Genomic DNA, 26198 nt, shown 5'->3' with positions numbered 1-26198 from the left:
TCATACATTATATGTATAGAAATTAAAAGGATAGAAGAGCTTGAATAAATTCGCTCTATCTATCCTCTTTTTAACCACAAATGACTTATCATAGCGGACTTCGCTGTCAACAGAACCCGTATTGCTCTATTGCTATGCTCAAACTTCTTTTTATTACTACTTGTTCAATAAGAGGTGTTTTCTTCCTGTATAAAATTTATTTTATACAGAATTCATTATACTTATTAAAACAACAACATGATATAGACAAAACCAAAGAATAAACATAATGGACTATAGAACCAAGTGTCGTATTTAGCAAATTGAGAATGTTTAATTTTCTTGAAAAATCCAACAAACTTAAAATCACCAATTGCCCTAATAATAAAAACTAAAGCACAGACAATACTTCCGATTTTAGATAAACTATTTGCCTGGAACCCCTGCAAATAATCTGCTTGAACAACAATAATGACACTAGCTAGTAGAATAAGAATGGCTATGAATAATGTTCCCCATATTCTCGGAGTAAAAGCAGGCTTATGTTCTCCCTCTTTTACTGGGATAACAGCGGCAGAACCCCATCGACCTCCAAAAGCCCAATAAATATGCAAAAAACTAATAAAACACAGAAGCACTACAGCTACTAATGTTAATAGTAATTTCATTTATTTGCCCCCAATGTCGTAACTTCAAAAATAACATACACTACCGTATGTTACAGTAAAAATTTTGTCCCTTCAGGTTTTATAACCATATTAGGGACATTAATTATCGAATAATCAATTATGCCTTAGCATAATTGCGTTCGGAGGCTTTACTTCTTTCAGTCGATGTTTGTACACCCGCTGAAAGAAGTTAAAAGCTCAACCATTTTATCAATATCAAAATTAGGATTTGCTTCAAACCTTGTCATCCAACCTACATACGTTAAATAGGCAAGTCTCGCTCGAGCAATTGATTCAGTTTCGTCTATGCCCATTTTTTGATACAATTTTGCAACACAAGAAATTCTTTGTTCTTCTATATCTACTAAACGTGTTGCCACAACAGGATCATATTTAGCCCAAGCATAAATACCATTCTCAATTTTTTTATCTCGATTAAAACTAATCTGTAATAGCTGTTCTAAAGAGGAATCCTGTTGCTCCATACTTTGAACAATCAGCTTTGTTGCATGAACTTCCCAAAAGTCAAGCATAGAATCTAAAAGTTCTTGATGGTCACGAAAATAGTGATAGAAGCTTCCTTTGCTTATTTTTAGCAATCGAGCAAGTGCTTCAATGCGAACTTTATGTATTCCTTCATTAGCTAATTGTTGTAATCCTACTTTTATCCAGTCTTCCCTCGTTAATTGCATATCATCTCTCCAATAAAATACGGTAGCGTATGTTTTACGTTAGGTTACTACTATTCTCATTTTTTGTCAATTATTCATTCTATATATTTTTTGAATTTTAATGTTGTTAATCATAATATTGATCGTTATCACCCTAGGTAAAATACAAGCACATACTTTTCGAGTTCTTGATCGTCATGATTTGAATGGAAACTTGTTAGAGCCTCTCCCAGCTGATTTTGGTTTAAAAGATACCGTGCTAGTAGCAGGTGAACAAACCGTTCGAATCATAATGAAGTTTGAACCCTATTCTGGAGATTATGTATGGCATTGTCATCGCTTAGAGCATGAAGACCATGATATGATGAGACCGTTAAAAATAATACCTTCCAATCTTAATAGACACAAATTAAATTAATAGATACAGTAGATAGCACGAAAATCCCTTCAGAATTACTGAAGGGACTTTTACATATTTGCGAAAAATACCTTTATGTACAGAAAGCGTTTTTCAGTCTACAACTATTTTTTAAGATTGTATTGCTCTAATAGCTTTTCTAACATTTCCAAAGTAATCGGTTGAGCCGTGGTAGTTAGTTTGTATCCAATACGTCCGTTCGTTTCTACAGTTGCTTGTTGTAAATTCTTGATTTCATGTATACCTTTTTCTCTCAGATGCATAAATAATTGTTGTTCTGACATTTTTGCGCGTAATAAATTCTTTTTTAAAATCTCCCCGTTTTCTATAACAATAATGCTAGTTCCATTTAGAAACTTTTCTATTTTTCGTGATTTCAATTCAAAAAAATGAATGATAAGTAAAACACTCGCAAAAATAAACGCAGTAAAAATAGATGGGACTACTTTCCTACTTAATATAGGTTCTACAATAATACGGCCTATAGAAACAACAATAATAATTTCAGCTCTCGTCATTTGGCTAACAGATTTACTACCTGTCAATTTTAAAAAAATAATTCCAGTGATGATTAAAATAAAGCTTTCAAAAAGTATATTCATTACGGTCCAATCCTTTAATTGTGAATGTTACTAGTATTCCCATAAAAAGATTTTTATGATGTTTCACATACTCATCAAATCTTTAAACCCTTCAGACCATGAAGGATATAAAGGTATCCATCCATACTCTTTACGTGCTTTATTATTTGAAGCACCCCTCTCCCAGCTATTCTTCCACGCTTGAATCTTAGGATTAGGTGCCCCAATTGCAGTTGCATATATCGGTAACCACTCTTTACTAGTAGCTGGGTAATCATCAACTACATTTACTATACCTGAGGGCCAATTAAGAGCTAACACTGCTGCCTTAGCTGCATCCTCGACATGTATAAACGAGCTTATCCCATCGGTCGCAACAATTTCGTTATTTCGAACTTGATTCGCAATCACTCCGTTTTCCGTATACCACGTTCCTGGACCATATAACGTACCGTACCGAAGTATAACTACTTCGGTTAATTCAGAGACTATTTCTTCTAATTTAACAATACCATTTATCGTAACTTGACGAGGCATAGAAGCTGAAAAATCTAGAGGATCTGTTTCTGATGCAAGCGTATCTCCTGGTTCATATGCCCACAAAATACTTTGAGCAATTATTTTCTTTACACCTACATTTTTAGCTGCGTCAACGAGATTACGAGTACCTTCGATTCTAATTTATGCATTATCCTCAAAATCCCATGTAGACAATGATGTTAATTGATGAATTACTACATCGAGATTTGTTTCTTCTAATACAGAAAATACAGCATGACGATTAAATACATCGGCTATTACTGGTATTGCACCAACTTTCTTTATTGCTTCTACTTGCGATTCATTACGAATCATTGCTCACACCGTATGCCCCTCTTTTATTAACATTGGCAATAAAGAACGTCCTATTACACCCGTTGCACCTGCTACAAAAATTTTCATATGTGTTCCTCCTCATTTTGAATATCATAATTAAGACGAAACATATGTAAGGTATGTGACAAATATTTGGTTAGTTTTTTCATTATTCATATGAAATGTATACTTTTAAAGGATTAATTATCCCTTGCCCCAATTCCTCAAAACATTGTACGAGTGCGGTATAATTTATGTCATGTTGAAAAATTTCTTCTATAAACGGTGTTTGTTCTATTTTTCTAAAAAACCAATCTGCATGTTTTTGATAATCATATCCGTCACTTGACCCAATGATCTGCAATTCTTTCCGATAAAAGTCGGCGATTAATGTTAGTTCAACTTTATTACCATCAGAAAGTATACATATTACACCATTATTATTAAGGGCTTTTTGCAATGTACGAAATCCGCTATTTGTAGCTGAACATTCAAAACCGTAACTATATGTTTCTATTATTTGCTCTTCTGAATCATATATATTTTTTGCACCAAATTTCTGTGCCAATTCTCTTCTATTTCTATTAGGTTCAACAACATCCACATGATCAACACCTACATAATATTTTAAGAAATAACATGTGAGTAAACCCATAACCCCCATGCCAGTTATTAGTACTTTTTTATCCCGCATTAACGGGCAGTAAGACCCCTACCTCAAAATCCAGCGAAATCAAAGAAGTTAAGTGGGGGATCCACTGCCCGTAAAAGCCCGATTGGTTCAACTAATAATCAGTGGGAATAAAGAACCCCCCACTGATTAAAGTTTCACTTTATCCCGTCGTAGGTTTAATTTTAATACTCCTTTAGCAGCATCACATGACAGAATGGATAATAAGGCAACTTTAGGCTTTATATAACTAGGTACTCGAATTACTTTATGTCCCTTAACTATTCCTATCGTTTGATGCCCATAAAAAGAAACTACTTTATCGCCTACGTTTAAATTTGTTACTTTATTACCAACTTGAATAACTTCACCATAACTTTCATATCCAGTTTCTCTCGGATATACAGGATTAACATCTGAAATGTCCGATTCTTTATACTGCGGTAACTCTGCCCCAATACTTATTGCTCCTGCAATTGTTTTAATGATAATTTCATCATCCTGTATAGACTTAATTTCACAAGTTTGCCAATTTAATTGTTTAGGTCCTTCTAAAACTAACTTATATTGTTCCATTACTACCCTCTCACTTTACAAAAATATATTCTCACTAAACTTCAAACAATGTATAATAGATTCATCCAAAATTAAAGCTATAACGTTGACTAGCAATCAACAGTGATCACATGATAATTGAATTTGATGGATATGAAATTAATGAGTATGTTATTGGAAGTAACTGTTCTATTGCTGATTTAAAGAAAAAGTATAAAAACGTAAAACGCGATGATTTATCTTATAACGAAATTGTTGCCTTGTTTTGCGTTAGAAATAACTATCAACTCATTTCAAAAGTTTATTTAAAAGATATTTTAAGTGATATTGTAATTGATTTAGACACAGACTATATTTATATTCCTAGAAGGTAAAAGTAACTACTTTATAATAGAGAGTTTCAATGTAAATTATGATTTAGACAAAAATTTAATAATAGAAGTGAATGCCCAAGTATAAATCGTAAATAGAGTAATAATATACATCGTAAATTCAAAAAGAGTAAGCTTTCTCTCACGTTTTATATTCTTTAAATATCTATAAAAGAAAAATGAGCATAAAAGCATTAGTAATAAAGACATTTGATATAAATTTTCTACTACAAGAACTGCCATATACTTCCCCCCATATAATATATATAAACTATACTTAAAGGATACCATCGAACAGGAATTATTTACCATCTTTTTTTGTAGAAAATCTATAATACTTATTCTTAAATAAAAAAGAGCACTCCTACAAATGAGTGCTCTTAAAAAATATTAATTTTGATTTAAAACATTCTCTTCGAAGTATTTCCCCCAATCGGGTCTTCTTCCATCCATATCTGTAAATCCATACTCCCTTCCTAATTCCCATGAACTTAGCGCCCGTCCATTTTTTTCATGAACAGTTGGATCGCTTGCTAAAGACGCAATTGCTCTGCCAACAAAGAAAGGAGTTTCTGATGCTATAAAATGAGGATCTTGTTTTACTCCGTCTCGCCAATTTTCCTCTGTTACACCAAATATATCTAACATCGCTTCTGAACGAAGGAATCCTGGACTAACTGCAATTGCTGTAATATTGTGTTGTTCTAAATCTTTCGCCATTGCTTCTGCTAAATGAATTGTTGAGATTTTTGCTAAACTATAGTATAAATTTCCTCTGTATTGATAGTCGACACCATCTGTAATTTCAATAACAAGCCCCTTCTTATTTTTCACCATTAATGGTACGCCGTAATGACTTGTCATTATATGAGAATGAACCGCTCTTTGTTGCATTAATAATCCGTTATGTAGATTGTGTTCCCAGAAAGGTTTCTCCCATTCCGTTAAAGGATCACCACCCCAAACATCGTTTACTAAAATATCAAGCTGACCGTTTTGTTCATCTTCAATTTTTGCAAATAATGCTTTAATATCTTCTTCTACCGTATGGTCAACACGAACTGCGATTCCTCTTCCACCTTGCTTTGTAACAAGCTCTGCGGTTTCATCAATCGTTTCTGTTCGTCCCATCGAGGATAAATTCCCTTTTGTACTTCTTCCTGTTACATATACAGTTGCTCCGGCTTCTCCAAGCATCATCGCAATACCTCTTCCAGCACCTCTTGTTGCTCCGGCCACAACCGCAACTTTACCCTGTAATGGTTTCATATCATTCTCCTTCATTTTTATCACTAAGTTTAATTATTTTTGGTATATGCTCACTATCATATTTTTTCGTATAGATTTCTCCATCAGGAGTAACAAATTGTAACGTAATTTTACCACACACGCCATTGATAATTTCAAATTCACCTTGTAGATTTGAAATAGCACGCTCTTTACTTTTAATGGAATCTTCATAAATTTTCACATTAGATATAGGTTCATTGTTATGATCCACTATAACACCTCTCGAATACATAGCAACTGCTATACATTTGTCACTTTCTTTATTATTTACAATAATTACAAGTGCTGCAATAACTATAGTAATACATACAAACAAGGCTATTATTTTTCGTTTCATAACAAACCTCCTTATACGTATTATTCTTTTTTAAATTGAAAATCTAGACGTCCCAATTGTGTTACTTCCTCAATTACTTTGCGAATACCTTCTTCAATCTTATCTTCCTTTACATTCGATACGTTTAACTTCAACAACCTTTCTTTATGAAAATCATTTAAATAATTTCTATCAATAGAATCAATACTTATTTGATTTTCACTTAATTTTTTTATAAGTATTTCCGTCACTATGTTTTTTTGCATTTCTAAACAAGTGTGTATTCCCAATGTATTTTGCTTATTATATGTAAACAAAGATGGGTTTTCATTTTGCATTTTTTCTAATATTTCTGCTAGTTTTATTGATCTATTGTAGTATGAATATTTAATTTTACTTTTATGGCGTTCAAACATTCCGCTCTTTATATAAATTTCTAAAGCAGCTTGAGAAATCATCGGACTATCAATATCTAATATCTTTTTATATTTATGGAAATCATTTGCGATGGATGGTGGAATGACTGCAACTCCAACTCGTAAACCTGGAAAAATAATCTTTGAGTAACTTTTCAAATATATAACATGGTTACAATTATCTTGACTGTAAAAAGGATCTACTTTTGAATCAGTCTCTAAATCTGCTAAATAATCATCTTCCACTATAAATACATTATATTTCTTCGCAAGTTTAATAATCTTTTCTCTCTCTTTTTTAGAATACGACGTTCCAAGTGGATGATGAAACCTTGGTATTGTATAAAAGAATTTAATTTTTTCTGTTCGGAATATCTTCTCTAGTTCATTTAAATCTATCCCTTCATGTGTACGCTTTATTCCGATTACAGGGATCTTATTTGTTTCTACATATTCTATATATAAATGGTAACTCGGTTGTTCAATTAGAATTGTGCCATGTCCATTCGGAAATGGTATAGAAGTTAATATAGCAAGTGCTTGTTGCACACCTGACGTTATAAATATATTATCTTCCTTCGTGAAAACTTGATAGTTTGCTAATTGTTTTTGAACAACCGAAATTAAGGATGGTAATCCTTTCGGTGTTCCGTATATAAACAAATCATTCTTATATGTATCAATCGCTTTATTAATACAATGCTGAAAATCCAAGTATGGAAAAACATCGGGATCTGGTGCTGAAGAAGCGAAATCAATAATCTCGTTACTTTCTACGTAACTTCCAGATTTTTTAACAACGTAGTATCCACTTTGAGGTACAGAATAAATAATATGGCGTTTTTCTAATTCGTGAAGCGCCCGTATAATTGTCGCCTTATTACATTCGTATTGTGTAACAAGCGCACGTATAGACGGTAATTTCTTCCCTTCTTTTATCTCACCATTTTGAATCATACTTTCTAGATCGTTCAAAACATGTAAATACTTATACATCATTACACCTCCTATATTTTTTGTACCGGTACAATTTATGTTTGTTCACATTGTAGCACTAGATTAGAAGGATTACTATGTACGTATACTGGCCAGTAAGAAATTAACTACTATGAGGTGAAATTATGAAAAATACAACAAAAGCATATATATCAGCATTACTCTATTCATTTATTATTGGATTTTCATTTATGTTTGTGAAACTAGCACTAACCATTACGAGTCCTCTTGATACTCTGGCTCACCGTTTTACAGTTGCCTTCATAGCAGCAACCATTCCGGTTATTTTCGGTTTTGTAAAGTTAAATATTTCATTTAAAAACATACTTACTCTTTTACCACTCGCAATATTTTATCCAGCACTATTCTTTGCTTTCCAAGCATTTGGATTAGTATATACAAGTTCTTCTGAAGCTGGAATTATACAAGCAGCTATTCCTATATTTACAATGATACTCGCTTCCTATTTTTTAAAAGAGTATACGAATACATGGCAAAAAACATCTGTATTTATTTCTGTCGTCGGTGTCATATATATATTTATCATGAATGGTATAGGAGCTCATGAAACGAACTTCATCGGCGTTATTCTCATTTTATTATCGGCATTATCATCTGCTTGCTACAATGTATTAGCTCGAAAAATGACAAAGAAATTCAAGCTAATGGATTTAACATACACAATGACAGCAATCGGTTTTATTAGTTTTAATGTCATCGCGATCATTGACCATATGAACAAAGGTACAATAACTGTATACTTTAAGCCATTTACAAATGGAATATTCCTTATCTCCATTTTATATTTAGGATTACTATCTTCCTTACTGACAGCATTGTTATTAAACTATTCATTATCTTATATTGAAGCAGCAAAAATAAGTGTTTTTAGCAACTTATCTACACTTATTACCATTATCGCAGGCGTTGTATTCTTACACGAGCAAATTGCCTACTATCATATTGTCGGTACACTTATGATTGTTCTTGGAGTAATAGGTACAAATTTTCTAGGCAAAAAAGGAATCATAGCGAAAAAGAAGAATACCTCCTTGAGTAAATAAAAAGTGAGGGGTAAATAATGCAGAACTCTAATACGATCGATATCCGTAATATACATGAGCTAGAAAACGAATTGTCTACTTTATTAAGTAAGCCTATTTCTTCAGATGAAGATTTAGAAAATTGGCTAAAAATACAGTCGAAATTAATATGGAAAATCGAAGAACAATTAAGATTACACTATATTGCTTTTCAATGTAATACAGATAACAAAGAAATAAAAGATACGTTTGAATTTGATCAACAATATGTAAGGCCTCTTTTGAAACGTTATCAAAATTCATTTGATAATAAATATTTAGAATCACCATTTCGAATGCTACTTGATCCAAAAACTTATAGCATACTAGATAAAAAAATAAAAAATGCACAAACATTATTTTGTGAAAAGAACATTGATTTAGAAGTGAAAGAAGACAAATTAGTAACCGAATATTTCGAAATTACGGGCAGTTTGACTGCGTCATGGAATGGCGAAGAAAAAACAATTACTGAACTACAATCTTACTTACAAGATCCGAATCGTGATATACGAAAAAAAGCAAAAACACTTATCTCTGAACAGTACTTATCTGTTGAGAAGAAACTACAAACCATTTTAAATGAATTAATCACAATCCGTCACCAAAAAGCAAAAAACATTCAATTAAATAATTATCGTGATTATATGTTTAAAAAATATGAACGTTTTGATTATACGGCTGATGATTGCTATGAGCTTGCTGAATCTGTTCGTAAATACGTTGTACCACTTATTGATAATATATTTAATGAGAAAAAAGCTGAACTTCAAGTAGATACACTTCGTCCGTGGGATTTAAAAGCAGCCGCACCAAATCAAAAAGTATTAAAACCTATTGAAAACGAAAGTGATTTAATCGAAAAAAGTTCTCATATTTTACACAAACTAGACCATGAATTTTATGCATTATTGAGCCGAATGCATAAAAATGATTGCTTAGACTTAGAAAGTCGTAAAGGAAAAGCAGCTGGTGGTTTTTGCGAACACTTACCTGCTTCTCAATTATCTTTTATTTTTATGAATCTCAATCATACACATTATGATGTTACTACTTTCCTCCATGAAATGGGCCATAGTATTCATAATGAATGTATGAAGCAGCTAGAGCTACAAAAACATTTAGAAATCCCTTCAGAATCAGCTGAGCTAGCCAGCATGACAATGGAATTGTTTTCGATGGAGTATTGGGATACATTTTATGAGAATACAGAAGAAGTTATAAAAGCAAAATTGGATTTCTTTAAAGATATTGTTAAGTATTTACCACAAATGCTTATCGTTGATCAATTCCAACATTGGATGTATGAAAATCCAAATCATACTGCTAAAGAAAGAAATGAAAAATATTTAGAATTACATAACTCTTACCAATCGAATGTGGTAAATATTGAAGGCTATGAAAATTGGATAGCAACTGGCTGGTTACCTGTACTACACATTTTCGAAATACCATTCTATTATATCGAATATGCAATCGCGCAACTTGGTGCATTGCAAATGTATAAACAATATAAAGAGAATCCTAAACAAGCACTACAAAACTATAAAAAAGCATTATCTCTAGGTAGCTCTAAACCCTTAACAGAAGTATATGCAGCAGCTGGAATTCGCTTTGATTTTTCTAGTGAAACAATAAAAGAATTAATGGCATTTGTAGAAGAAGAATTGGAATTACTTGAACAAATATAAGTAAAAAAGATGCACCTATACTTTTAGGTGCATCTTTTTTACTGTATTCTCTTCTAATTAGTTTCAATTTCATCTCGCTTTATTAATAAGTTCTATATATTGTAGGTCCCCATATCCTATTGTTGGAAAGAGATTAAACAACCTTTTTAATAACTCTTGTGTTGGTAAACCTTTATTTTTGGAAATATACTTTACTACTACATTATTTTCTTTTAGCATTTCTAAATATAAATCTATCGCCTGATACATTACAGGTAGTACCTCATGAGATGGCTTTTTATGATTTACTAGCACTTCATTGTAAACAGAAAAATAGTTTCCTAATTCAAGTTCAATTTGACTTACTTTAAATTCATCCTCTCTGAAGCTATTTAAGTATACTTTGCCCTTATAACCAGACTGTTCAAGGTAAGAAAGTACTGTAAGTAGATTCATTTGGCAAAACATATCTTCACCGAACCATAAAACAATACATTTATACTCTTTCTTAAAAAGATCCTCTAAAGGATGAATAACCTTTTTCGTATAATTTTCTACAGTACCTCGGTGTCCTTCTGCCCTTGTTTTAATAAACTCATCATCAAAAATCTGTGCAGTAGTCGTATTTACACACATAGCTTCATTAAATGGAGCGTAATCAGACTCCCCCATTAGTTTTTCACTTTTAAATTCTTCATACATAAATTGACCATTTAATATGTTTAGTACATCTTTATCAAACAGCTCACTCTTCGCATTTCGTAACTGATCAACTTCAATTTTTCTAGAAAAATTCATTCTATCCCACTCCTTGCCATTATTGATTGAGAGTTTAATAAATGATTGAACGTGCTTTTTGTTAAGTTGGAATTCTCTTGGGGTTATACCAAAAACAGTTTTAAAAGCTCTACTATAAGCCTCTTGCGAAGAGTAATCGTAATTAAATGCAATATCAATTATCTTCCGTAGATAAATACAATCTTCTGAGAAGAATATAGCGTCTAATACTTATTCCTGTTACTTGGTGAAATTTAAAAGAACAATAATAAGGAGTATACCCCATATAATTAGATAATTCATCTAATGAAAATTCACTTTTCAAATTCCCCTCAATCCAATCGATCATAAGTTGTATATGTTTATTCAATAACTTCACTCCCCAATAAGATTATATGAGGTATCCTTTTCCTTCTTTTGATATTTCTTGTGATTTATAACATTACACTTCCACAAAAAAACTTAACTACTATATGTAACTTTTATTTTCATATTTTTTCAGCTATCTTATTTTGTCATACACTTACTTAACTTTCCAATGAAGTGAAATTTTAATCAGGGTGGAGTTTATTCTTCCCCACCGATTATTATTCCGTACTAATCGGGCTTTTACAGGATATATCTTTTTAAAGGATTCTACCAAATAAAACACGAAATTTGTAAGATAAGGAACTAATAGTTTTGTGGGTGGAAAATTTATGTTTGGAAAGGAAGTTATAATGAAAAATTTAGAAAAAGAAATGCTTAAACAAATTAATAAACTATATCCATTGAATTTTATTGAAATTATACCAGTAACAAACGAAATGTATCAATGTCTCGCAGAACAAGGTAATTACTTCGTTAGAATAACTAACTATAAAACGTATGAAGAACAGTTGGAAGAAGTTAAATATACGGACTTTTTATATAAAAAAGGGTTAGGAGTCCCTCCAATAATTCCTTCTATATCAGGGGATTTAGTAGAAAAAATAACATTAGACAAAGAACTCTTTACTGTATTATATAAAGCTGCTCCTGGTATACATTTACCAAGAAACGAATGGAATTCTAATGTATTTAAAAAGCTTGGTCAACAAATTGGAAAATTGCATCGTATATCTAAAGACTTTGAAAGAATTGAACCAGTAATACATATAAACGACTGGTATGAAAATGAAGAGTATAATTTTATTAACTATATCCCTAAAGAAGAAACTACTATAAGAGAAATTGCATCTGACGTTTTAACTTCTATAAAGGAACTGCCAAAGGATCCTTCAAATTACGGCTTAATACATGGAGATTTATGGTTAGAAAACATATTAGTCGAAAATAATTCGAATTTAACAATGATTGATTTTCAAGACTGTGAGAAACATTTTTACATATTCGATTTAGCAGTCCCAATCTATAGTGCGATAGAATATTCATTCGTTGGGAATGGTAACATAGTCGACTATGAGAATTCTATTACAAATGCAATAATCGACGGATACCAAGAAGAAAATGAGATCCCTAAAGAAATGATAGGTCTATTTCCATTTTTTATCAAATTAAAGGAGATTTTTGAATATAGTTTAATGCATATGTATTGGGATAAAGAAGAATTAACTGAGGAACAAGTACGGATAATGAATCTTTATAGGATGAAGATTGAAAATAAGTATGCCTATATCAATATTTAAAAATGCTGTTGTTTAACTATGAGGAAACTTTAGTTAAACAACAGCATTTATTAATTAGCTACTAGACAACCTTTGTTTTATTACTTATAAAAACTGATTCAATAATCTTTTCAAATACACTTCATTTTGCGGAGATATTTTCTCAGAAAATCTAGCTGCAATAATAATAGGAGCCCATTGAAAGATCTCATCTCTTGTTAGATCAGTATTACTGCAATATATTTGTAAATACATTTCCGCTAATTCTATATAAGACTGCGCGTACAATAAATATGTACGAAACACATCTGCACGAATATCACCTGAACTAGCATCTACCCAATCTATAATATTCACATTCTTTTTACTCAAAATTAGATTAAACGGATGGAAATCCCCATGGCATAATCTAGGTTCAAATTTGATTGAATGTAACTTATTCAATATATTTCCCTTTTGTTTTTCATCCAATTGATGTACAGATTTAATTTGACACTCTAACCTTTCCCTCATTGATTCTATTTCATCCGTATTCACACGTATAGCATGAATTTTTTTTTGCTCATTAACACATAGGCCAATGTAATGCTCTGCTTTATTCAAATTATTAAGTAGAAGCTTACCAACACTTTCTCCTTCTACATATTCCATAATAATAGCTTGTCTTCCTTGTACCTCTGTAACTTCAAATACTTTAGGAACGTGTAAATCACGTGAATATGCATACTTTTGTTTTTGTGCTTCATATAGAGCTTCTGTATTAGGAAGGTATTTTCCAAACAATTTTACAACTTTATTATCACATAGATAAATTTCAGCCGTATTTCCTTTTGCTATCGGATTTTCTAGATTCAATTCATTTCTCTCCTTACAGTAAAGTATTCGTAAGATTGTTAAACAGCAGAAAAAAGTGGAGCGCCCTACATTAACCCAAGACGAACAAGAGCGTATTGAAAACATGTTATTATGTTCATTTCTTTCTGAAGAGAAGAAATTGATTACTTATTATAGAGATGATCATTTACTTACTAGATATATGACTGCAACTGACATAAATCCGATAAAAAATTAAATAACTTGTACTGATGCATCTTATAACAGAATTCCCCTTAAATTTAGGGTTATAATTGATTGACGGCATGTGAACCGATATAGCCTGCACCACCTAAAACTAAAACTGTCATTTCGTCATCACCTCTCGATTTGCGCTTTGTAATTCTTTGATAAAGCGATCAAATCCTGCTCTACCATCTTCATTCATTTTATAGACACCAGCATCTTCTAATATGCATTCGAATTTTTTTGCAACTTCAGTTTGAAGAAAGCTTTGGATGGTCTCTTCCGCATAGCCACCCTGGGCTTTTAATTCATCTGCCCATTTTTGATGGAGTTCAGAAACATTCGCTTCTTGATTTAACAAGTACAGCTCAACTTCATGAAGCTCCTCAATCAAACGTGAAGGGAGAATCGCTAAGCCCATGACTTCAATAAGCCCGATATTTTCTTTCTTAATATGCTGTACATCTGGATGTGAATGAAAGATTCCATCAGGGTATTCTTCACTCACATTATTATCACGCAGTACAAGATCAATTTCATACTTTTCTTCGCGACGCCGCACAATTGGTGTAATCGTATGATGTTGTGTGCCATATTTTGATTGCGCACGAATTTGTAAAAATTCATCCGAATAGTTCTTCCAACTTTCATGAATGTAGGTGCTGGCATTAATTAGTTCCTCTTTGTTTGAAGAAGAGAGGCGAATCACACTCATTGGCCAGTTGACAATACCGCAAGAAATATTTGGATAGTCACATAGTTCAAATGTTTTAAGAACTTTAGCCTTAGCCATCGGAAAGTTATGGCGTCCAGCTTGATAATGATCATGACTTAAGATAGATCCTCCTACAATAGGTAAATCCGCATTTGAACCAATAAAATAGTGTGGCATGATTTCTACAAAACTGAATAAACGAGAGAATGCCTCACGAGAAATTTTCATTGGTCGATGCTTCTTAGATAATACGATGGAGTGTTCATTAAAGTATGCATATGGTGAATATTGAAAACCCCATTCTTCTCCATCTAGCTCGATGTTAATGATTCGGTGACTGCTTCTACCTGGATGGTTCCAGCGACCGAAATACCCTTCATTTTCAATACAAAGTAAACATTTTGGATAATTACCCTTCGGTGTATTTCTTGCCGCTAAGATCTCTTTTGGATTTTTCTCTGGTTTGGATAAATTAATAGTAATCTCAAGTTCACCATATTTTGATTCTGCTAAATAATGAATATTTTTTGCAATCGCACGGGTCTTTATATAATCATTGCGTTTACTTAGTTCAAAGAAATAATCCGTTGCTTGTTCAGGACTTTTGCGATATCTCTCCTGAAAATTCGCATTGACCTTGGATGGAAGTGGTGTAATCACATTCATTAAAAGTGCTTCGAACATATCACGATTGGCCTGGTTTTTAGAAATAGTAAGATTTCCCCTCGCTTTATCCAAAAGCGTATCTAACAGCACATATAGGTCCGTTTCGACTACACTAGTAATCTCTCCCATTTCCGATTCGCCAATTAAACGTAATAGTTGATTGTGCGTATAAATTCGGTCATTTTCCTCAATGGCTCCATTCTCAATTGCAAGTGTAGTAAAATCATAAATTGCTTGACATGTGTTCATCGTTTCCACCTCATTCATCATCCAATCACTGTAGTTCCACTACCAATGTGTGCCACATAAAAGACAGGCGCATATCCTACAACTTTGATATATTCATCATAAACATTGTTTTTAAAAGTGTGGGTTTCACTTTCTTTTACTAATGCGATGGCGCATCCCCCAAATCCTGCTCCAGTCATACGTGCTCCAAGCACACCCTCTTGTTTTTGCGCAGTGGTCACCAATGTATCTAATTCAATCCCGGTTACTTCATAATCATCTCTTAAAGATGTATGAGAAGCATTCAATAGCTTTCCGAATTCTTCTAAATCACCTGCAGTAAGAGCTGCTTTGGCTTTTTTTGTGCGTTCATTTTCATAAACTGCATGCTTCGCGCGTTTAATTAGGACTTCATCTCCAATAAGATTTTGATTTGCATCAAATTCTGCTTCGCTTAGTTCTCCAAGTGCATTAATCTCTAACTTCGTTTGGAGACGTGCGAGTGCTTCTTCACATTCAGCACGTCGCTCATTATATTTTGAATCTGCTAGTTCACGACGTTTATTAGTATTCATAATTACAATAGCATAGTCGTCCAAAACCAATGGAACCATTTCATACTCTAACGTATTGGTATCAAGGAGAATCGCTTTGTCTTTCTCGCCAAATCCAATGGAAAATTGATCCATGATACCAGAATTTACACCAATGAATTCATTTTCAACTTTTTTACCCATTTTCACTAATTCAAGTCGCGTTACGTCTAAGTTGTACAAGTCTTCTAATACTACCCCTACCAGTAATTCAAGTGAAGCACTACTTGAAAGTCCCGCTCCGTTTGGAATCGTCCCTTCAACTAACAACTCAAAACCACAGTCTATTTTATGACCTGATTCTTTCAGTGTTAAGATAACTCCTTTTACATAATTTCCCCAATTCGCATTTTTATCGTAACCCAGTTCATTCAACGTGAAGCTAATTACTCCAATTTCTTTAAAATTCATTGAGTAAACTAATACTCTATCATCCTCACGACGTCTAGCTACTCCGTATGTTCCATAAGTAATCGAAGCGGGGAATACATAGCCACCATTATAGTCTGTATGTTCTCCGATTAAGTTGATACGTCCTGGAGAAAAATATTGAGTTGTTTCTTGAGGTCCAAATACCTCAGCAAATTTTAAAGCTAGTTCACGTTTCTTTTCCATAACTATAAACCTCTCTCTTGCATTCATTTTAAATAAGAAAATCAGCTCAGTATTCACAGGCTCACTTGTAATAGTTCATCATTATTTCTAGACGCAACATCGTATTTTCAGTAAGTTCTAATAGCAGTATCTAATTTTTTCTATACATGTTTCTAACGTGGTATAAAGAATGTCGTATTCCCGTACCACATCTGACAAGGCACGACCGTGACAATGACGCACAATTTCAAAGCGAAACGAAGCCGTGAAAGAACGAATTAACCGAAGTCCGTAATCATATGGTAAAATCATTTTGATAACCTTAGAGTAAAAAGCGAAAACTCCTCTCGTGGCTTGTCTCGGCAACAATTACGATACGGAAGTTTTCTCTTTTTTATAGTCCTTTAAGGAATCCTTAAAATTTATTCGAAAGTTTATATTGAATTATGGCTCTTTAAAAAAACATGTCTAACCTGTATGATGTTTCTTATCCAACAGTACGTACCAAATTAGATAGGTTAATACAAAAGATTGAGGTACATAGTAAGGAAGATGATGTAGAGTTTGTAAATATGATTAAGAGCTTTGTTATTGATGAACGAATTAGTCTAGACGTCGCTAAAATCATCATAGAAAAATATAAAAAAGAAAGGAATGTTTAATTATGAGTCCTGTAGTTTGAATAATAGTTGTTCTTATTATAGTTACTCAAAGCTTTTTATCATCTCGAAAAACCCCTTATTTAAGTGGAATTCTTCCTGTAGCATACATAGGCTTTATTAGCTTCTTTTTTAATAAACTAATAGCTAATGGTGATTATTTCTCTACATGGCTAATGATAATAGCCGGTTTATGCGGGCTTTTAAGTATATGGAATTCAGACAGAGAACGTTTTAAAAGAAATAGACAAAAAGAATTAGATCGAATTGAGTTACAGAATCTCTAATTTTAATTTTCTTTTTGTCCTACGCTTTTTATTCCACGGTTCCCTTGACCACGAGCCTCTACACCCTCATCGTCAAGGGACTTTCGCGGCATAAATGCATAAGACTTAATGATTCCCCCAAATAGAAACTACTTTTAGTAGTTTCGAGATCGTAACTGCTGATAGCAGGAAAAATCATTTATGATTGATATAGCTGTGTACGTTGTTTTACTTGATTAAAATAAAATCCTACAAGTTGAAGGCAATCTCCTCTTTTTTCTTAAATTCTGGAAGCCACTCTCCATGTGCCTCTATTAAATCATCACAAAGGGAAACAATATCATCCAATGACAATTCTGCGGCCGTGTGGGGATCTAGCATCGCCGCCTGGTAAATATATTCTCGTTTACGTGTAATGGCGGCTTCAATGGTTAGCAGCTGCGTATTAATATTGGTACGGTTTAATGCAGCAAGCTGCTCAGGGAGATCTCCAACATACGTTGGAGTTATGCCACTTCGATCCGCTATACACGTAACTTCCACACAGGCTTTTTCAGGTAAGTTGCTAATCAATCTTCCGGTATTTAGTATATTTCCATTAAATTTAAATGGGATATTCGTTTCAATGGCTTCAATGATACCTGAACCATATTCTTTTGAGCGTACATGGTCTAATGCCTTATTATTGACTAATTCCTCCCGCATGGTTTCCCACCTCTTGATTTGCTGTTCACAACGGCGCGGATATTCATCAAGGGGAATATTGTATTTTTCGATTAACTCCGGATATCTAGACTTGATAAAATACGGATGATACTCGGCGTTATGCTCAGATGATTCGGTCACATAATATCCAAACTTATCCATCAATTCAAATCTCACCATGTCATGATGTTTTGTTTTTTGCTTTTCTCTTGCCCTTCTTTTAATTTCTGGATAGAGATTCTCACCATTTCTTGTTACTTCCAATAGCCATGCCATATGGTTAATTCCTGCAATCTTTTCCTGAACACCTTCAGAATCCATGCCCAATGATTTGAATAGTTCGCTTGTACAACTTTGAACGCTGTGACATAGGCCCACTGTTTTAATTGATGTAAAACGATTCATCACGCCTGTTAATACCGCCATAGGATTGGTGTAATTTAGAAAGAGGGCATTAGGACAAACCTCTTCCATGTCCTTTGCAAAATCTAGCAGCACAGGAATGGTTCGGAGATTACGAAAGATACCGCCTATCCCTACCGTGTCAGCAATCGTCTGCCGTAAACCATATTTCTTAGGAATTTCAAAATCAATCACTGTGCTTGGCTTATAACCACCCACTTGAATGGCATTAATGACGTATTTTGCGTCCTTAAGCGCTTCCTTTCGATCTAAATAGGCTTTAATTTGAATATTTTTATTCAAGCTTTCTTTCAAGTTGGTCAACATATTCTCGGAATCTTTTAACCTTTGCAAATCAATGTCATATAGTGCGAATTCAAATCCCTCTAACGCTGGTACAAGCATACAATCACCAAGAACATTTTTCGCAAACACCGTGCTACCTGCACCTATAAAAGTAATTTTTGACATTTTTATCCTCCTCATGAGCCATTTTTATTTATTATTTATAGCAACTAGGATCGGCTTTTTAGAATAAAAATCCGTGAAAAAAATCCTCCCATTGCAGTGTTCCTAAAAACAGTTTGTTCTAGTTGAATACCAGCATTCATTAACATGAAGCCATAATCCGATTTAGGCTTTTCTAAAAATTAGAACTCCAGATTTCTCTGTCTCCATCCTATGTAACCCTTTGGATAGATCGGTTTTATGTTTTCGGATTAATTTGCCAGTGCAGCTGTATGTCTCAATTGTTATATTGAAAAGATCTGTTTCTAAATCTAGGATGAACTCCTCGTTTAAAGTGCCATTTACAATAATAAATTCCTCGGGAATATTGGTACCAGTCTTAATACAAACATCTGCGTAAATGGCGATTAGTCTGGTTGAGTCATTCACAGTTTCTACTATCGGATAAAGTAATTCCGGTGCAGTAGGCTTTAAATCACCATTTAATAATACGTCTTGGTATTTTTTCGAAAACCCTAGCCAAAACTTTGCCATTTCAAAATGATCTTTATTTAATCTTTCAAAACGCATGGAAAATTGCGGTACACCAAAAATAACATTGATTAATTGCAGTGCCGCATTTTCGGTCGTATCTTCTGGACTCCACATAATCATATCGGAATGAACAGCAGTGTTTCCTGATAGCAAGCGTAGATCCATAATACCAACACGGTTTGTAATTGCATCATTCGGGCAATCTCCTACCCTGAAAATATTTCCATATTTCCTCATATAAGGTCCGATATATCTTTGTCTGAATTCAACCATAATGGATGGCTTAATTAATTTTAAACTTTCCATAATATCAGTAAATAGACGATCCACCGCTTCCTGTACGGATTCATAATCCCGTTCTGGATCAAATTGAATTGCTTGTCCCTTCGCTCGATTTAAATCAAATAAATCAATAAAATCAAATTTAAATCCGTCCAGATTCCACTTTTTCAGAGCTTTTTCGTAAGTAGATATCAAATATTCCCTGACTTCTGGGTAACGTGGATCCAAAACTCCTGCCTGGAGATTATCACTGAAATATAAAATTTTACTTCGGAATCGCTCCCATGTCTTTGAATAGATTCCCACAAATGGTACACTATACCACAATAAATATTTCATCCCCAAATCATGTACTCTCTCAACATGTTCCCTCATGCCCACGATTCTTTTAGGAGACACTTCCCAATCTCCACAATAAGCATAACCACGATGATCATCTTCTGTCTGCCAGCCATCGTCAACGATAACAGCCCCACAACCTAACTGTTTCGCAATCTCACATTGTTTCTCGATTTCATCATCAGATATGTCCTGATGGAAGCTATACCATGTCGAATACATAGGAAGCTTCGCAATTTCTGGAACAAAGGATGGCCCATATCCATCCATTTCCTCATACCACACGGAAATATCTTGGATTGCTTGATAATAAGGAATATCCCTCATATCGACTCGAATCACTCCATCATAGGATGATTGAACTTTGGATGGCTCTGTAAATAATGTGATTTGCGCTTTCATCGTTCCAGTTTCTTCGTGGACGCCCAAATTAAAATTAACAGTATCCATCGCATTGGAATATGCTACAGCCAGCCTGTTTTGTCCTTCTTGATTATAGAAACAGCCAACCGGGGCTAATACTGTTGCTTTAGAAGAAAAACCTCCATCCCAATCCACACCGAAACTTTTACTACGGGAGGATCCTGGATGCCAATATGATTGAATATCAACAATTGGGTGATGCCAAACTAAATTAACTTTTGGGAATTGAATGGGTTGTTCTGATCCTATATGAATATGAACAAATAAAACTCCATTTTCTTCTCTTTGGTCAATTTTGACTTTGACACTCTCTTCATGAATGGCCTCAATGTTTACCTTTTGTGTGATCATAGCCTCTCCTCCTCTTTTTCTTTTTTAGAATATTGAATTATAGAGCTACACCTTTTAAGCGAGCAAAAATATTTTTTGTAAACAATACGATGACTAGTGCAATACCACTACCACCAAACATGAATAATAGACCTGGATATATTAAAAAAAGAAGTGACATCAGAATGAGAGTGATGATGATCATGATCGTTTTTATCGGATTTGCTATGCCTATTAATGTGGCATATTTAAAATAATGAAATGTTGTTACTTCAAAATGATTAAATGTCTGAATAATATAGAGTAAATTCACTACATAAAATAAAAGCATTGACAAACTCATAAGGGAAAGAACCCTACTTACCAAGGTGTCATACATTTGAAAAAAATAAAAATCCGTCATAAGTATCGATCCTATTAAAACGATGACAAAACCCATTTTGTTCGATTTTTTAAAATTAGATTGATAGGAATCCCAAAAAGTTGCTACCATTTTTGTATCCTTTTTGTTGATCAAATCCATTATTAATTGGAACATAGCAACAGTCGATGGGAATAATCCAAACACCCCAAAACCAATCAATGTAAATCCAATCCACAATAAATTAAGACATAACAATTTCATAATCCATTCTAATAAATGATAAATCCTTGCGATCACGGCCCACTTCCTCCTTTCTGTCTTCCTTGATCAGGTAGGAAATAAACATTATTTGATACCTGTATTTTGAACGCCATCCAGGATAAAGCGCTGTGCTATAAAAAATACTATAATGGGAGGAATACAAATTAATAGAGTCGAAGCCATGATAGAAGTCATATCAACTCCAAACATCCCTTTGAATTGCATGAGTCCCAACGTTAAAGTGTATTTACTTTGATCGTTCAGAAAAATTAATGGTCCTAAATAATCATTCCATGAGCCTAACATTTGAAACACACCGACAACCACCAATACTGGAGCCATTAACGGAATGAATATCCGATAAAAAATTTGAAAATGGTTCGCCCCGTCTATGAGCGCTGCTTCTTCCATTTCTTTCGGAACTCCTAATAAAAATTGGCGAAGTAAAAAAATGAAATAGGGTGATCCAAAAAAGTTAGGAACAATCAGTGGTTTTAAAGTATTAATCCAGCCCAACTGATTAAATTCCATATATAAGGGAATTGCAGTTACATCCCAGGGAATCATCATTCCTGCTAGTAAAATTAGAAAAAGAATGTCCCTTCCTTTAAAATTGAATCTGGCAAATCCATAAGCTACTAAAGAAGATGATAATAGTTGTCCGATGATGCCTAATCCTGTAACAATCAAAGAATTTTCCAGAAATGTTGTAAAAGGTAAAACAGTCCAGGCTTTATAAAAATTACTAAATTCAAACTGAGACGGAATTAGTTTCGGAGGAAAAACAAATGTCTCAGCAGGGGTTTTTACAGCTGTAATGAACATCCAAAGAAATGGTGCGATAAAAAATAAACAAAAAATAATCAGTATTGTATGTACAATAACCTTCGTTGTTATACTTCTCGTAATCATCATATTCCTCCTTTCCTATTTTTGTTTCTTTTTCATCTCATTTTCATAGTAAACCCAAGTATTAGATGATTTGAAAACCAGTAATGTCAGAGCCAAAATAATTAAGAACATAAACCAAGCATTTGCGGATGCATAACCCATTTTAAAATACTTGAAAGCATTTTCATAAACATACATCGCATAGAAATACGTCTTTCTTAAAGGCCCTCCACCTGTTAGAACAAGCGCGAGTGTTAACTGTTGAAATGCTGAAATGATAGCAGTAATGACATTAAACAGAATGGTTGGACTCAGCATCGGAAGTGTTATTTTACTGAACTTGTGCCATTTACTTGCACCATCTATATCTGCAGCTTCATATAGGTCTTTCGGTATATTTTTTAAACCGGCTAAGAATATCAGCATCATAGTCCCTTGCCCCCAAATACCTGCAAACACGATGGCAAAAAGTGACCAGGTTGGATCATTTAGCCAGTTTGGTCCATTAATGCCAATTAATGATAGTAGATAGTTTAGTAAACCGTATTCTCCGTCGTACATCCATGACCAAATCATTGAAAGGGCTACTCCCGAAACAACCGTAGGAAGATAGAATATCGTTCTATAGCCTGAAAGCCATTTTACTTTTTGATTTAATAATATAGCTAGCAAGAGAGCAATACCGATGTTTAACGGTACTAAAATAGCAGCAAACTTAAAGGTAACTCCTAAAGATTGCCAAAACACTGGATCATTTGTAAACATATCAACATAATTTTTGAAACCAATAAACGTTGGGGTTCCAACAGTAGGCCAATCAAAAAAGCTTATGATAAGAGAAAAAATCAAGGGTCCGAACGTAAAACAGATGAAACCAATGATCCAAGGAGAAATGAATAGATAGGGAGTAAGGTCTCCCCATCTAATCTTTGATAGAATGGATATGGGGCGTTCGGGAACCGTTTGAGTTATTTTATTTTCAGTTTTTATAATCATGGAATGATCCCCTTCTTTCTCTTAAATTATTTTTTTAGTGCAGGCTCTGTTAATTTAACCGCTTCATTCAAGGCTTTATCTGCTGAATTTTGCCCTAATAATACACTGCTAATTGCATAATCTAGTTTTTTGTCAACTTCTGTCCATTTGTTTGTAAGTAAAAAGCCTGGAGTATCTGATGATCTTTCAAGCATAGTATAGAATGTACTTAATAACTGATCATTTTTATGGCTTTGTTCGGAAACCACACTCTTAAGTACTGGCATATCAGTCTTTCTCATTTCTGCTGCTTCTGCTGATACAAAGTATTTGATAAATTTCCAGGCTAGATCTTTTTCTTTAGAGTCTTTGGCCATTGCAATTCCTGCAGAATGGATAACACCCTTTGAAGGTTGCCCATGAAAGGATGGAATTTCTGCAGTTCCAAAATCCATGCCAGCCTTTTTAAAATCTTCTAAAGGCCAAATGCCGTTCTCGATCATAGCAATTTTCCCTGATTTGAAACTTTCAGTGACTTTATCAGACACAATAGCACTATTTTCATCAATCATATGTTGAAAGTCATTAAGGATTTCTTGTGTTTTTGAACTATTCATATATCCATCTACCTTTTTGCCATCAGGACTAATGAAACTACTCCCATTACTCCATACATATTCTTGGAATGCATATGAATTTTTTTTGGAAGAGAGAACAAACCCATATTGTTTCTTTTCAGGATTGGATAACTTTTTCGCTGCATCACTGAACTGCTCCCAAGTCCAACCAGAAGTCGGAAGAGGTACCCCTGTTTCTTGGAAAAGTTTTTTATTGTAATAAATGACGCGAGTAGTAAAACCAATTGGAAATCCATAGGTAGTATTTTTAAATTTATGATAGTTTAGAATATTCGTATAAAAATCATCAAAAGTTGTTTTAAAACTACTGTCTTTATTTACGTAATCATCAAGTGGCTCCAGAGATTTATAGTAATCTGGATAATTCCACATATACATGACATCAGGGGGATTTTTTGCTCCGAAAGAAGCAGCCAGCTTATCCTCAAACCCGTCAGCATATGCTTCAACTTGCACTTTCACTCCTGGATTCGCCTTTTCAAACTTTTTCGCAATATCTTGTTGGTATTTGAGACTCTCTCCAGTATCCCATGTAGCAAAGCGTAATACCTTCTCCCCACTTTTACCTTGACTAGAAGATTTCTCACTGTTCCCGCAAGCAGAAAGCAGCATTGCAAAAGAAATAGCTAAAATTAATAATAACGATATTCTTTTTTTCAACATAAATCCCCCTATCATTTTTTGAAGATCAATTTTGTCTTTTGTAAAACAATCTTTAGACCTAACTTTAAGAATACGCTTTCATTCTTCTTAAAAATTTTTTAAATTCCCTCACCTCCACAACTTTTTCTAATAATCAAACTAGTCGGAACCACCACTTTTAATGGCAGTGTTCTCCCACCAATGCGTTCAACTAGAAGATTTACTGCTACTTTCCCCATCTCCTCGGTATGAACTTTTACAGTGGATAATGGAGGAGTAACAAATTCGCATAATTCAATCCCATCAAATCCAAAGATTGCGATATCATCAGGAACTTTTAATCCTGAATCCGTTAAAGCTTTCAAAGCACCAATGGCCATAGGGTCACTTCCAATGAAAAAGGCGGTAGGGAGATTCCCTGAATGGATCGCTTCCTCCATTAGCGTTAAGCCATCTTTCGTTGTCCATTTTCCAATATAAGTATATTCCGGGTTATATAATCCCCGTTCCGTTAGCATTTTTTCATATGTTCTTTTTCGTACATCATGAATCTCTAATTTTCCGGATAATCCACCAATGGTATATGATTGACCACCAATATAGCCTATTTTTTTGTGTCCTAAATCCAATAAGTATTGAATAACCTTTTCAGTAGCTTTTTCAGAATCTATCACCACTGAATCATATAGTTGTTCGTCAGGAGATACATCGACAAACACTAAATGTTGTACTTGCTTTACTTGATTTTCCACCTCTTCTTGACCTATGACTCCTACTACTATTAATCCATCCAATCCTTCTAGATCCTTTTTATTGAAAGGAGGTCTCAACATTTTCGATAGTTCAATTCCCAATTCAATCATCCTCTTTTCAATTCCATTACGAATGGCCAAAAAATATGGATCATCAAATTCCGATTCCTGAGAAAGATACATCAAAAGCCCAATTTTTCCATACTGCTTAGGATTGGTAATTTTTTTTTCTATATTTCGTTGCTTTTTAGGAATGTAATCTAACTCTTCTGCAGCCTTAAGGATTTTTTTCCGAGTCTCTTCTGTAACGGATAAAGTTTGATCCTCATTTAACACTCTTGATACAGTCGTTTTTGATATCTGTGCCTTTTTGGCAATTTCATTTAATGTTACCAATATGATTACCTCTTTTTCTATTTTTAGTAAATAAAAGTAATAATTTAGTGAATTT

The 26198-nt window shown here is 33.6% G+C and carries 22 protein-coding genes and 7 pseudogenes; 8 read left to right on the top strand and 21 right to left on the bottom strand.

The window, feature by feature from the left end; genetic code table 11:
* Nucleotides 1-224 precede the first annotated feature (224 nt).
* Together LUS72_RS12860 and LUS72_RS12855 are read right to left on the bottom strand one after the other, a co-directional pair.
* Nucleotides 225-647 carry a DUF3995 domain-containing protein gene (locus LUS72_RS12860; protein ID WP_097829236.1) on the bottom strand — a complete coding sequence of 141 codons (423 nt, stop codon included), beginning with the start codon at nucleotides 645-647 and terminating at the stop codon, nucleotides 225-227.
* A 158-nt stretch (nucleotides 648-805) separates the two neighbouring features.
* A complete protein-coding gene (locus tag LUS72_RS12855) occupies nucleotides 806-1339 on the bottom strand; it encodes a TetR/AcrR family transcriptional regulator (protein ID WP_097829235.1) in 534 nt (177 codons plus the stop codon).
* 154 nt (nucleotides 1340-1493) lie between these two features.
* Between LUS72_RS12855 and LUS72_RS12850 the strand changes: the two are divergent.
* Nucleotides 1494-1736, top strand: a pseudogene (locus LUS72_RS12850) (multicopper oxidase domain-containing protein); the annotation flags it as partial.
* A gap of 104 nt (nucleotides 1737-1840) precedes the next feature.
* Here LUS72_RS12850 and LUS72_RS12845 read toward each other — a convergent pair.
* The 4 genes and pseudogenes from LUS72_RS12845 to LUS72_RS12830 form a co-directional block, all read right to left on the bottom strand.
* A complete protein-coding gene (locus tag LUS72_RS12845; RefSeq protein WP_097829234.1) occupies nucleotides 1841-2338 on the bottom strand; it encodes a DUF421 domain-containing protein in 498 nt (165 codons plus the stop codon).
* A 63-nt stretch (nucleotides 2339-2401) separates the two neighbouring features.
* Nucleotides 2402-3259, bottom strand: a pseudogene (locus tag LUS72_RS12840) (NAD-dependent epimerase/dehydratase family protein).
* 82 nt (nucleotides 3260-3341) lie between these two features.
* A pseudogene (locus tag LUS72_RS12835) lies at nucleotides 3342-3857 on the bottom strand (zinc-binding dehydrogenase); the annotation flags it as partial.
* Nucleotides 3858-4007: 150 nt separating this feature from the next.
* Nucleotides 4008-4418 (bottom strand): annotated as a pseudogene (locus tag LUS72_RS12830) (alcohol dehydrogenase catalytic domain-containing protein); the annotation flags it as partial.
* 110 nt (nucleotides 4419-4528) lie between these two features.
* On the opposite strand from LUS72_RS12830, the gene LUS72_RS12825 reads away from it, so the two are divergent.
* Nucleotides 4529-4771, top strand: a complete 243-nt coding sequence (locus tag LUS72_RS12825) for a hypothetical protein (RefSeq protein WP_097829233.1) — start codon at nucleotides 4529-4531, stop codon at nucleotides 4769-4771.
* Nucleotides 4772-4807: 36 nt separating this feature from the next.
* Here LUS72_RS12825 and LUS72_RS12820 read toward each other — a convergent pair whose 3' ends face one another.
* The 4 genes from LUS72_RS12820 to LUS72_RS12805 form a co-directional block, all read right to left on the bottom strand.
* The gene (locus LUS72_RS12820; RefSeq protein ID WP_071772571.1) at nucleotides 4808-5011 is read right to left on the bottom strand and encodes a hypothetical protein; all 204 of its coding nucleotides are present in this window, start codon (nucleotides 5009-5011) and stop codon (nucleotides 4808-4810) included.
* Between the two features lie 147 nt (nucleotides 5012-5158).
* Entirely contained in the window at nucleotides 5159-6037 is an 879-nt protein-coding gene (locus LUS72_RS12815; protein ID WP_097829232.1) for an SDR family oxidoreductase, read from the bottom strand.
* A 1-nt stretch (nucleotide 6038) separates the two neighbouring features.
* Nucleotides 6039-6395, bottom strand: a complete 357-nt coding sequence (locus tag LUS72_RS12810; protein WP_097829231.1) for a serine/threonine protein kinase — start codon at nucleotides 6393-6395, stop codon at nucleotides 6039-6041.
* 20 nt (nucleotides 6396-6415) lie between these two features.
* Nucleotides 6416-7786 carry an aminotransferase-like domain-containing protein gene (locus tag LUS72_RS12805; protein WP_097829230.1) on the bottom strand — a complete coding sequence of 457 codons (1371 nt, stop codon included), beginning with the start codon at nucleotides 7784-7786 and terminating at the stop codon, nucleotides 6416-6418.
* Nucleotides 7787-7911: 125 nt separating this feature from the next.
* On the opposite strand from LUS72_RS12805, the gene LUS72_RS12800 reads away from it, so the two are divergent.
* On the top strand, nucleotides 7912-8850 hold the full coding sequence (locus LUS72_RS12800; protein WP_097829229.1) for a DMT family transporter: 939 nt from the start codon (nucleotides 7912-7914) through the stop codon (nucleotides 8848-8850).
* Between the two features lie 17 nt (nucleotides 8851-8867).
* Nucleotides 8868-10559, top strand: coding sequence for a M3 family oligoendopeptidase (locus LUS72_RS12795; RefSeq protein WP_097829228.1), 1692 nt, complete (start codon nucleotides 8868-8870; stop codon nucleotides 10557-10559).
* 69 nt (nucleotides 10560-10628) lie between these two features.
* Here the strand turns inward: LUS72_RS12795 and LUS72_RS12790 are convergent.
* Nucleotides 10629-11685, bottom strand: a pseudogene (locus LUS72_RS12790) (helix-turn-helix transcriptional regulator).
* Nucleotides 11686-12013: 328 nt separating this feature from the next.
* On the opposite strand from LUS72_RS12790, the gene LUS72_RS12785 reads away from it, so the two are divergent.
* Entirely contained in the window at nucleotides 12014-12982 is a 969-nt protein-coding gene (locus tag LUS72_RS12785) for a phosphotransferase enzyme family protein (RefSeq protein ID WP_141536800.1), read from the top strand.
* Between the two features lie 84 nt (nucleotides 12983-13066).
* Here the strand turns inward: LUS72_RS12785 and LUS72_RS12780 are convergent, their stop codons facing one another.
* Nucleotides 13067-13816, bottom strand: coding sequence for an aminoglycoside phosphotransferase family protein (locus LUS72_RS12780; RefSeq protein WP_097829226.1), 750 nt, complete (start codon nucleotides 13814-13816; stop codon nucleotides 13067-13069).
* A 25-nt stretch (nucleotides 13817-13841) separates the two neighbouring features.
* On the opposite strand from LUS72_RS12780, the pseudogene LUS72_RS12775 reads away from it, so the two are divergent.
* A pseudogene (locus LUS72_RS12775) lies at nucleotides 13842-14096 on the top strand (YolD-like family protein).
* A gap of 45 nt (nucleotides 14097-14141) precedes the next feature.
* On the opposite strand, the gene galT reads toward LUS72_RS12775, so the two are convergent.
* Complete coding sequence (gene galT, locus LUS72_RS12770) at nucleotides 14142-15671, bottom strand: UDP-glucose--hexose-1-phosphate uridylyltransferase (protein WP_097829224.1); 1530 nt, start codon at nucleotides 15669-15671, stop codon at nucleotides 14142-14144.
* Nucleotides 15668-16837, bottom strand: a complete 1170-nt coding sequence (locus LUS72_RS12765; protein ID WP_097829223.1) for a galactokinase — start codon at nucleotides 16835-16837, stop codon at nucleotides 15668-15670. The genes galT and LUS72_RS12765 overlap by 4 nt, the downstream gene beginning before the upstream one ends.
* A 403-nt stretch (nucleotides 16838-17240) precedes the next feature.
* On the opposite strand from LUS72_RS12765, the pseudogene LUS72_RS12760 reads away from it, so the two are divergent.
* Nucleotides 17241-17478 (top strand): annotated as a pseudogene (locus LUS72_RS12760) (DUF2089 family protein).
* Between the two features lie 20 nt (nucleotides 17479-17498).
* Nucleotides 17499-17762 carry a hypothetical protein gene (locus LUS72_RS12755; RefSeq protein ID WP_240523241.1) on the top strand — a complete coding sequence of 88 codons (264 nt, stop codon included), beginning with the start codon at nucleotides 17499-17501 and terminating at the stop codon, nucleotides 17760-17762.
* Nucleotides 17763-17990: 228 nt separating this feature from the next.
* On the opposite strand, the gene LUS72_RS12750 is transcribed toward LUS72_RS12755, so the two are convergent.
* The 7 genes from LUS72_RS12750 to LUS72_RS12720 all read right to left on the bottom strand — a co-directional run bounded on the left by LUS72_RS12750 (nucleotide 17991) and on the right by LUS72_RS12720 (nucleotide 26143).
* Nucleotides 17991-19319, bottom strand: a complete 1329-nt coding sequence (locus LUS72_RS12750) for an alpha-glucosidase/alpha-galactosidase (RefSeq protein WP_097829221.1) — start codon at nucleotides 19317-19319, stop codon at nucleotides 17991-17993.
* 162 nt (nucleotides 19320-19481) lie between these two features.
* Nucleotides 19482-21245 (bottom strand): glycoside hydrolase family 36 protein, encoded by a 1764-nt coding sequence (locus LUS72_RS12745; protein WP_097829220.1) that lies wholly within the window; start codon nucleotides 21243-21245, stop codon nucleotides 19482-19484.
* A 37-nt stretch (nucleotides 21246-21282) separates the two neighbouring features.
* Nucleotides 21283-21885, bottom strand: coding sequence for a YesL family protein (locus tag LUS72_RS12740; RefSeq protein ID WP_264449006.1), 603 nt, complete (start codon nucleotides 21883-21885; stop codon nucleotides 21283-21285).
* Nucleotides 21886-21933: 48 nt separating this feature from the next.
* Nucleotides 21934-22761, bottom strand: a complete 828-nt coding sequence (locus LUS72_RS12735; RefSeq protein ID WP_097829218.1) for a carbohydrate ABC transporter permease — start codon at nucleotides 22759-22761, stop codon at nucleotides 21934-21936.
* Between the two features lie 15 nt (nucleotides 22762-22776).
* Nucleotides 22777-23736 (bottom strand): carbohydrate ABC transporter permease, encoded by a 960-nt coding sequence (locus LUS72_RS12730; protein WP_002201080.1) that lies wholly within the window; start codon nucleotides 23734-23736, stop codon nucleotides 22777-22779.
* 26 nt (nucleotides 23737-23762) lie between these two features.
* Nucleotides 23763-25013 carry an ABC transporter substrate-binding protein gene (locus LUS72_RS12725; protein ID WP_097829488.1) on the bottom strand — a complete coding sequence of 417 codons (1251 nt, stop codon included), beginning with the start codon at nucleotides 25011-25013 and terminating at the stop codon, nucleotides 23763-23765.
* Between the two features lie 101 nt (nucleotides 25014-25114).
* Complete coding sequence (locus tag LUS72_RS12720) at nucleotides 25115-26143, bottom strand: LacI family DNA-binding transcriptional regulator (protein ID WP_264449005.1); 1029 nt, start codon at nucleotides 26141-26143, stop codon at nucleotides 25115-25117.
* Nucleotides 26144-26198: the final 55 nt, after the last annotated feature.

The sequence above is a fragment of the Bacillus cereus genome, from assembly GCF_025917685.1.
GTDB classification, from domain to species: Bacteria; Bacillota; Bacilli; order Bacillales; family Bacillaceae_G; genus Bacillus_A; species Bacillus_A cereus_AT.
Note: the sequence above shows the minus strand (reverse complement) of the source record. Positions and strands in the feature narration are given on the sequence as shown.

What these genes read in the sequence shown, in the direction of transcription:
- LUS72_RS12750 (WP_097829221.1), bottom strand. Translation starts at nt 19,319, where the DNA reads ATGTCAAAAATTACTTTTATAGGTGCAGGTAGCACGGTGTTTGCGAAA.
- LUS72_RS12825 (WP_097829233.1), top strand. Translation starts at nt 4,529, where the DNA reads ATGATAATTGAATTTGATGGATATGAAATTAATGAGTATGTTATTGGA.
- LUS72_RS12805 (WP_097829230.1), bottom strand. Translation starts at nt 7,786, where the DNA reads ATGTATAAGTATTTACATGTTTTGAACGATCTAGAAAGTATGATTCAA.
- LUS72_RS12855 (WP_097829235.1), bottom strand. Translation starts at nt 1,339, where the DNA reads ATGCAATTAACGAGGGAAGACTGGATAAAAGTAGGATTACAACAATTA.
- LUS72_RS12815 (WP_097829232.1), bottom strand. Translation starts at nt 6,037, where the DNA reads ATGAAACCATTACAGGGTAAAGTTGCGGTTGTGGCCGGAGCAACAAGA.
- LUS72_RS12745 (WP_097829220.1), bottom strand. Translation starts at nt 21,245, where the DNA reads ATGATCACACAAAAGGTAAACATTGAGGCCATTCATGAAGAGAGTGTC.
- LUS72_RS12730 (WP_002201080.1), bottom strand. Translation starts at nt 23,736, where the DNA reads ATGATTATAAAAACTGAAAATAAAATAACTCAAACGGTTCCCGAACGC.
- LUS72_RS12735 (WP_097829218.1), bottom strand. Translation starts at nt 22,761, where the DNA reads ATGATTACGAGAAGTATAACAACGAAGGTTATTGTACATACAATACTG.
- LUS72_RS12785 (WP_141536800.1), top strand. Translation starts at nt 12,014, where the DNA reads ATGTTTGGAAAGGAAGTTATAATGAAAAATTTAGAAAAAGAAATGCTT.
- LUS72_RS12765 (WP_097829223.1), bottom strand. Translation starts at nt 16,837, where the DNA reads ATGGAAAAGAAACGTGAACTAGCTTTAAAATTTGCTGAGGTATTTGGA.
- LUS72_RS12820 (WP_071772571.1), bottom strand. Translation starts at nt 5,011, where the DNA reads ATGGCAGTTCTTGTAGTAGAAAATTTATATCAAATGTCTTTATTACTA.
- galT (WP_097829224.1), bottom strand. Translation starts at nt 15,671, where the DNA reads ATGATGAATGAGGTGGAAACGATGAACACATGTCAAGCAATTTATGAT.
- LUS72_RS12810 (WP_097829231.1), bottom strand. Translation starts at nt 6,395, where the DNA reads ATGAAACGAAAAATAATAGCCTTGTTTGTATGTATTACTATAGTTATT.
- LUS72_RS12800 (WP_097829229.1), top strand. Translation starts at nt 7,912, where the DNA reads ATGAAAAATACAACAAAAGCATATATATCAGCATTACTCTATTCATTT.
- LUS72_RS12845 (WP_097829234.1), bottom strand. Translation starts at nt 2,338, where the DNA reads ATGAATATACTTTTTGAAAGCTTTATTTTAATCATCACTGGAATTATT.
- LUS72_RS12795 (WP_097829228.1), top strand. Translation starts at nt 8,868, where the DNA reads ATGCAGAACTCTAATACGATCGATATCCGTAATATACATGAGCTAGAA.
- LUS72_RS12860 (WP_097829236.1), bottom strand. Translation starts at nt 647, where the DNA reads ATGAAATTACTATTAACATTAGTAGCTGTAGTGCTTCTGTGTTTTATT.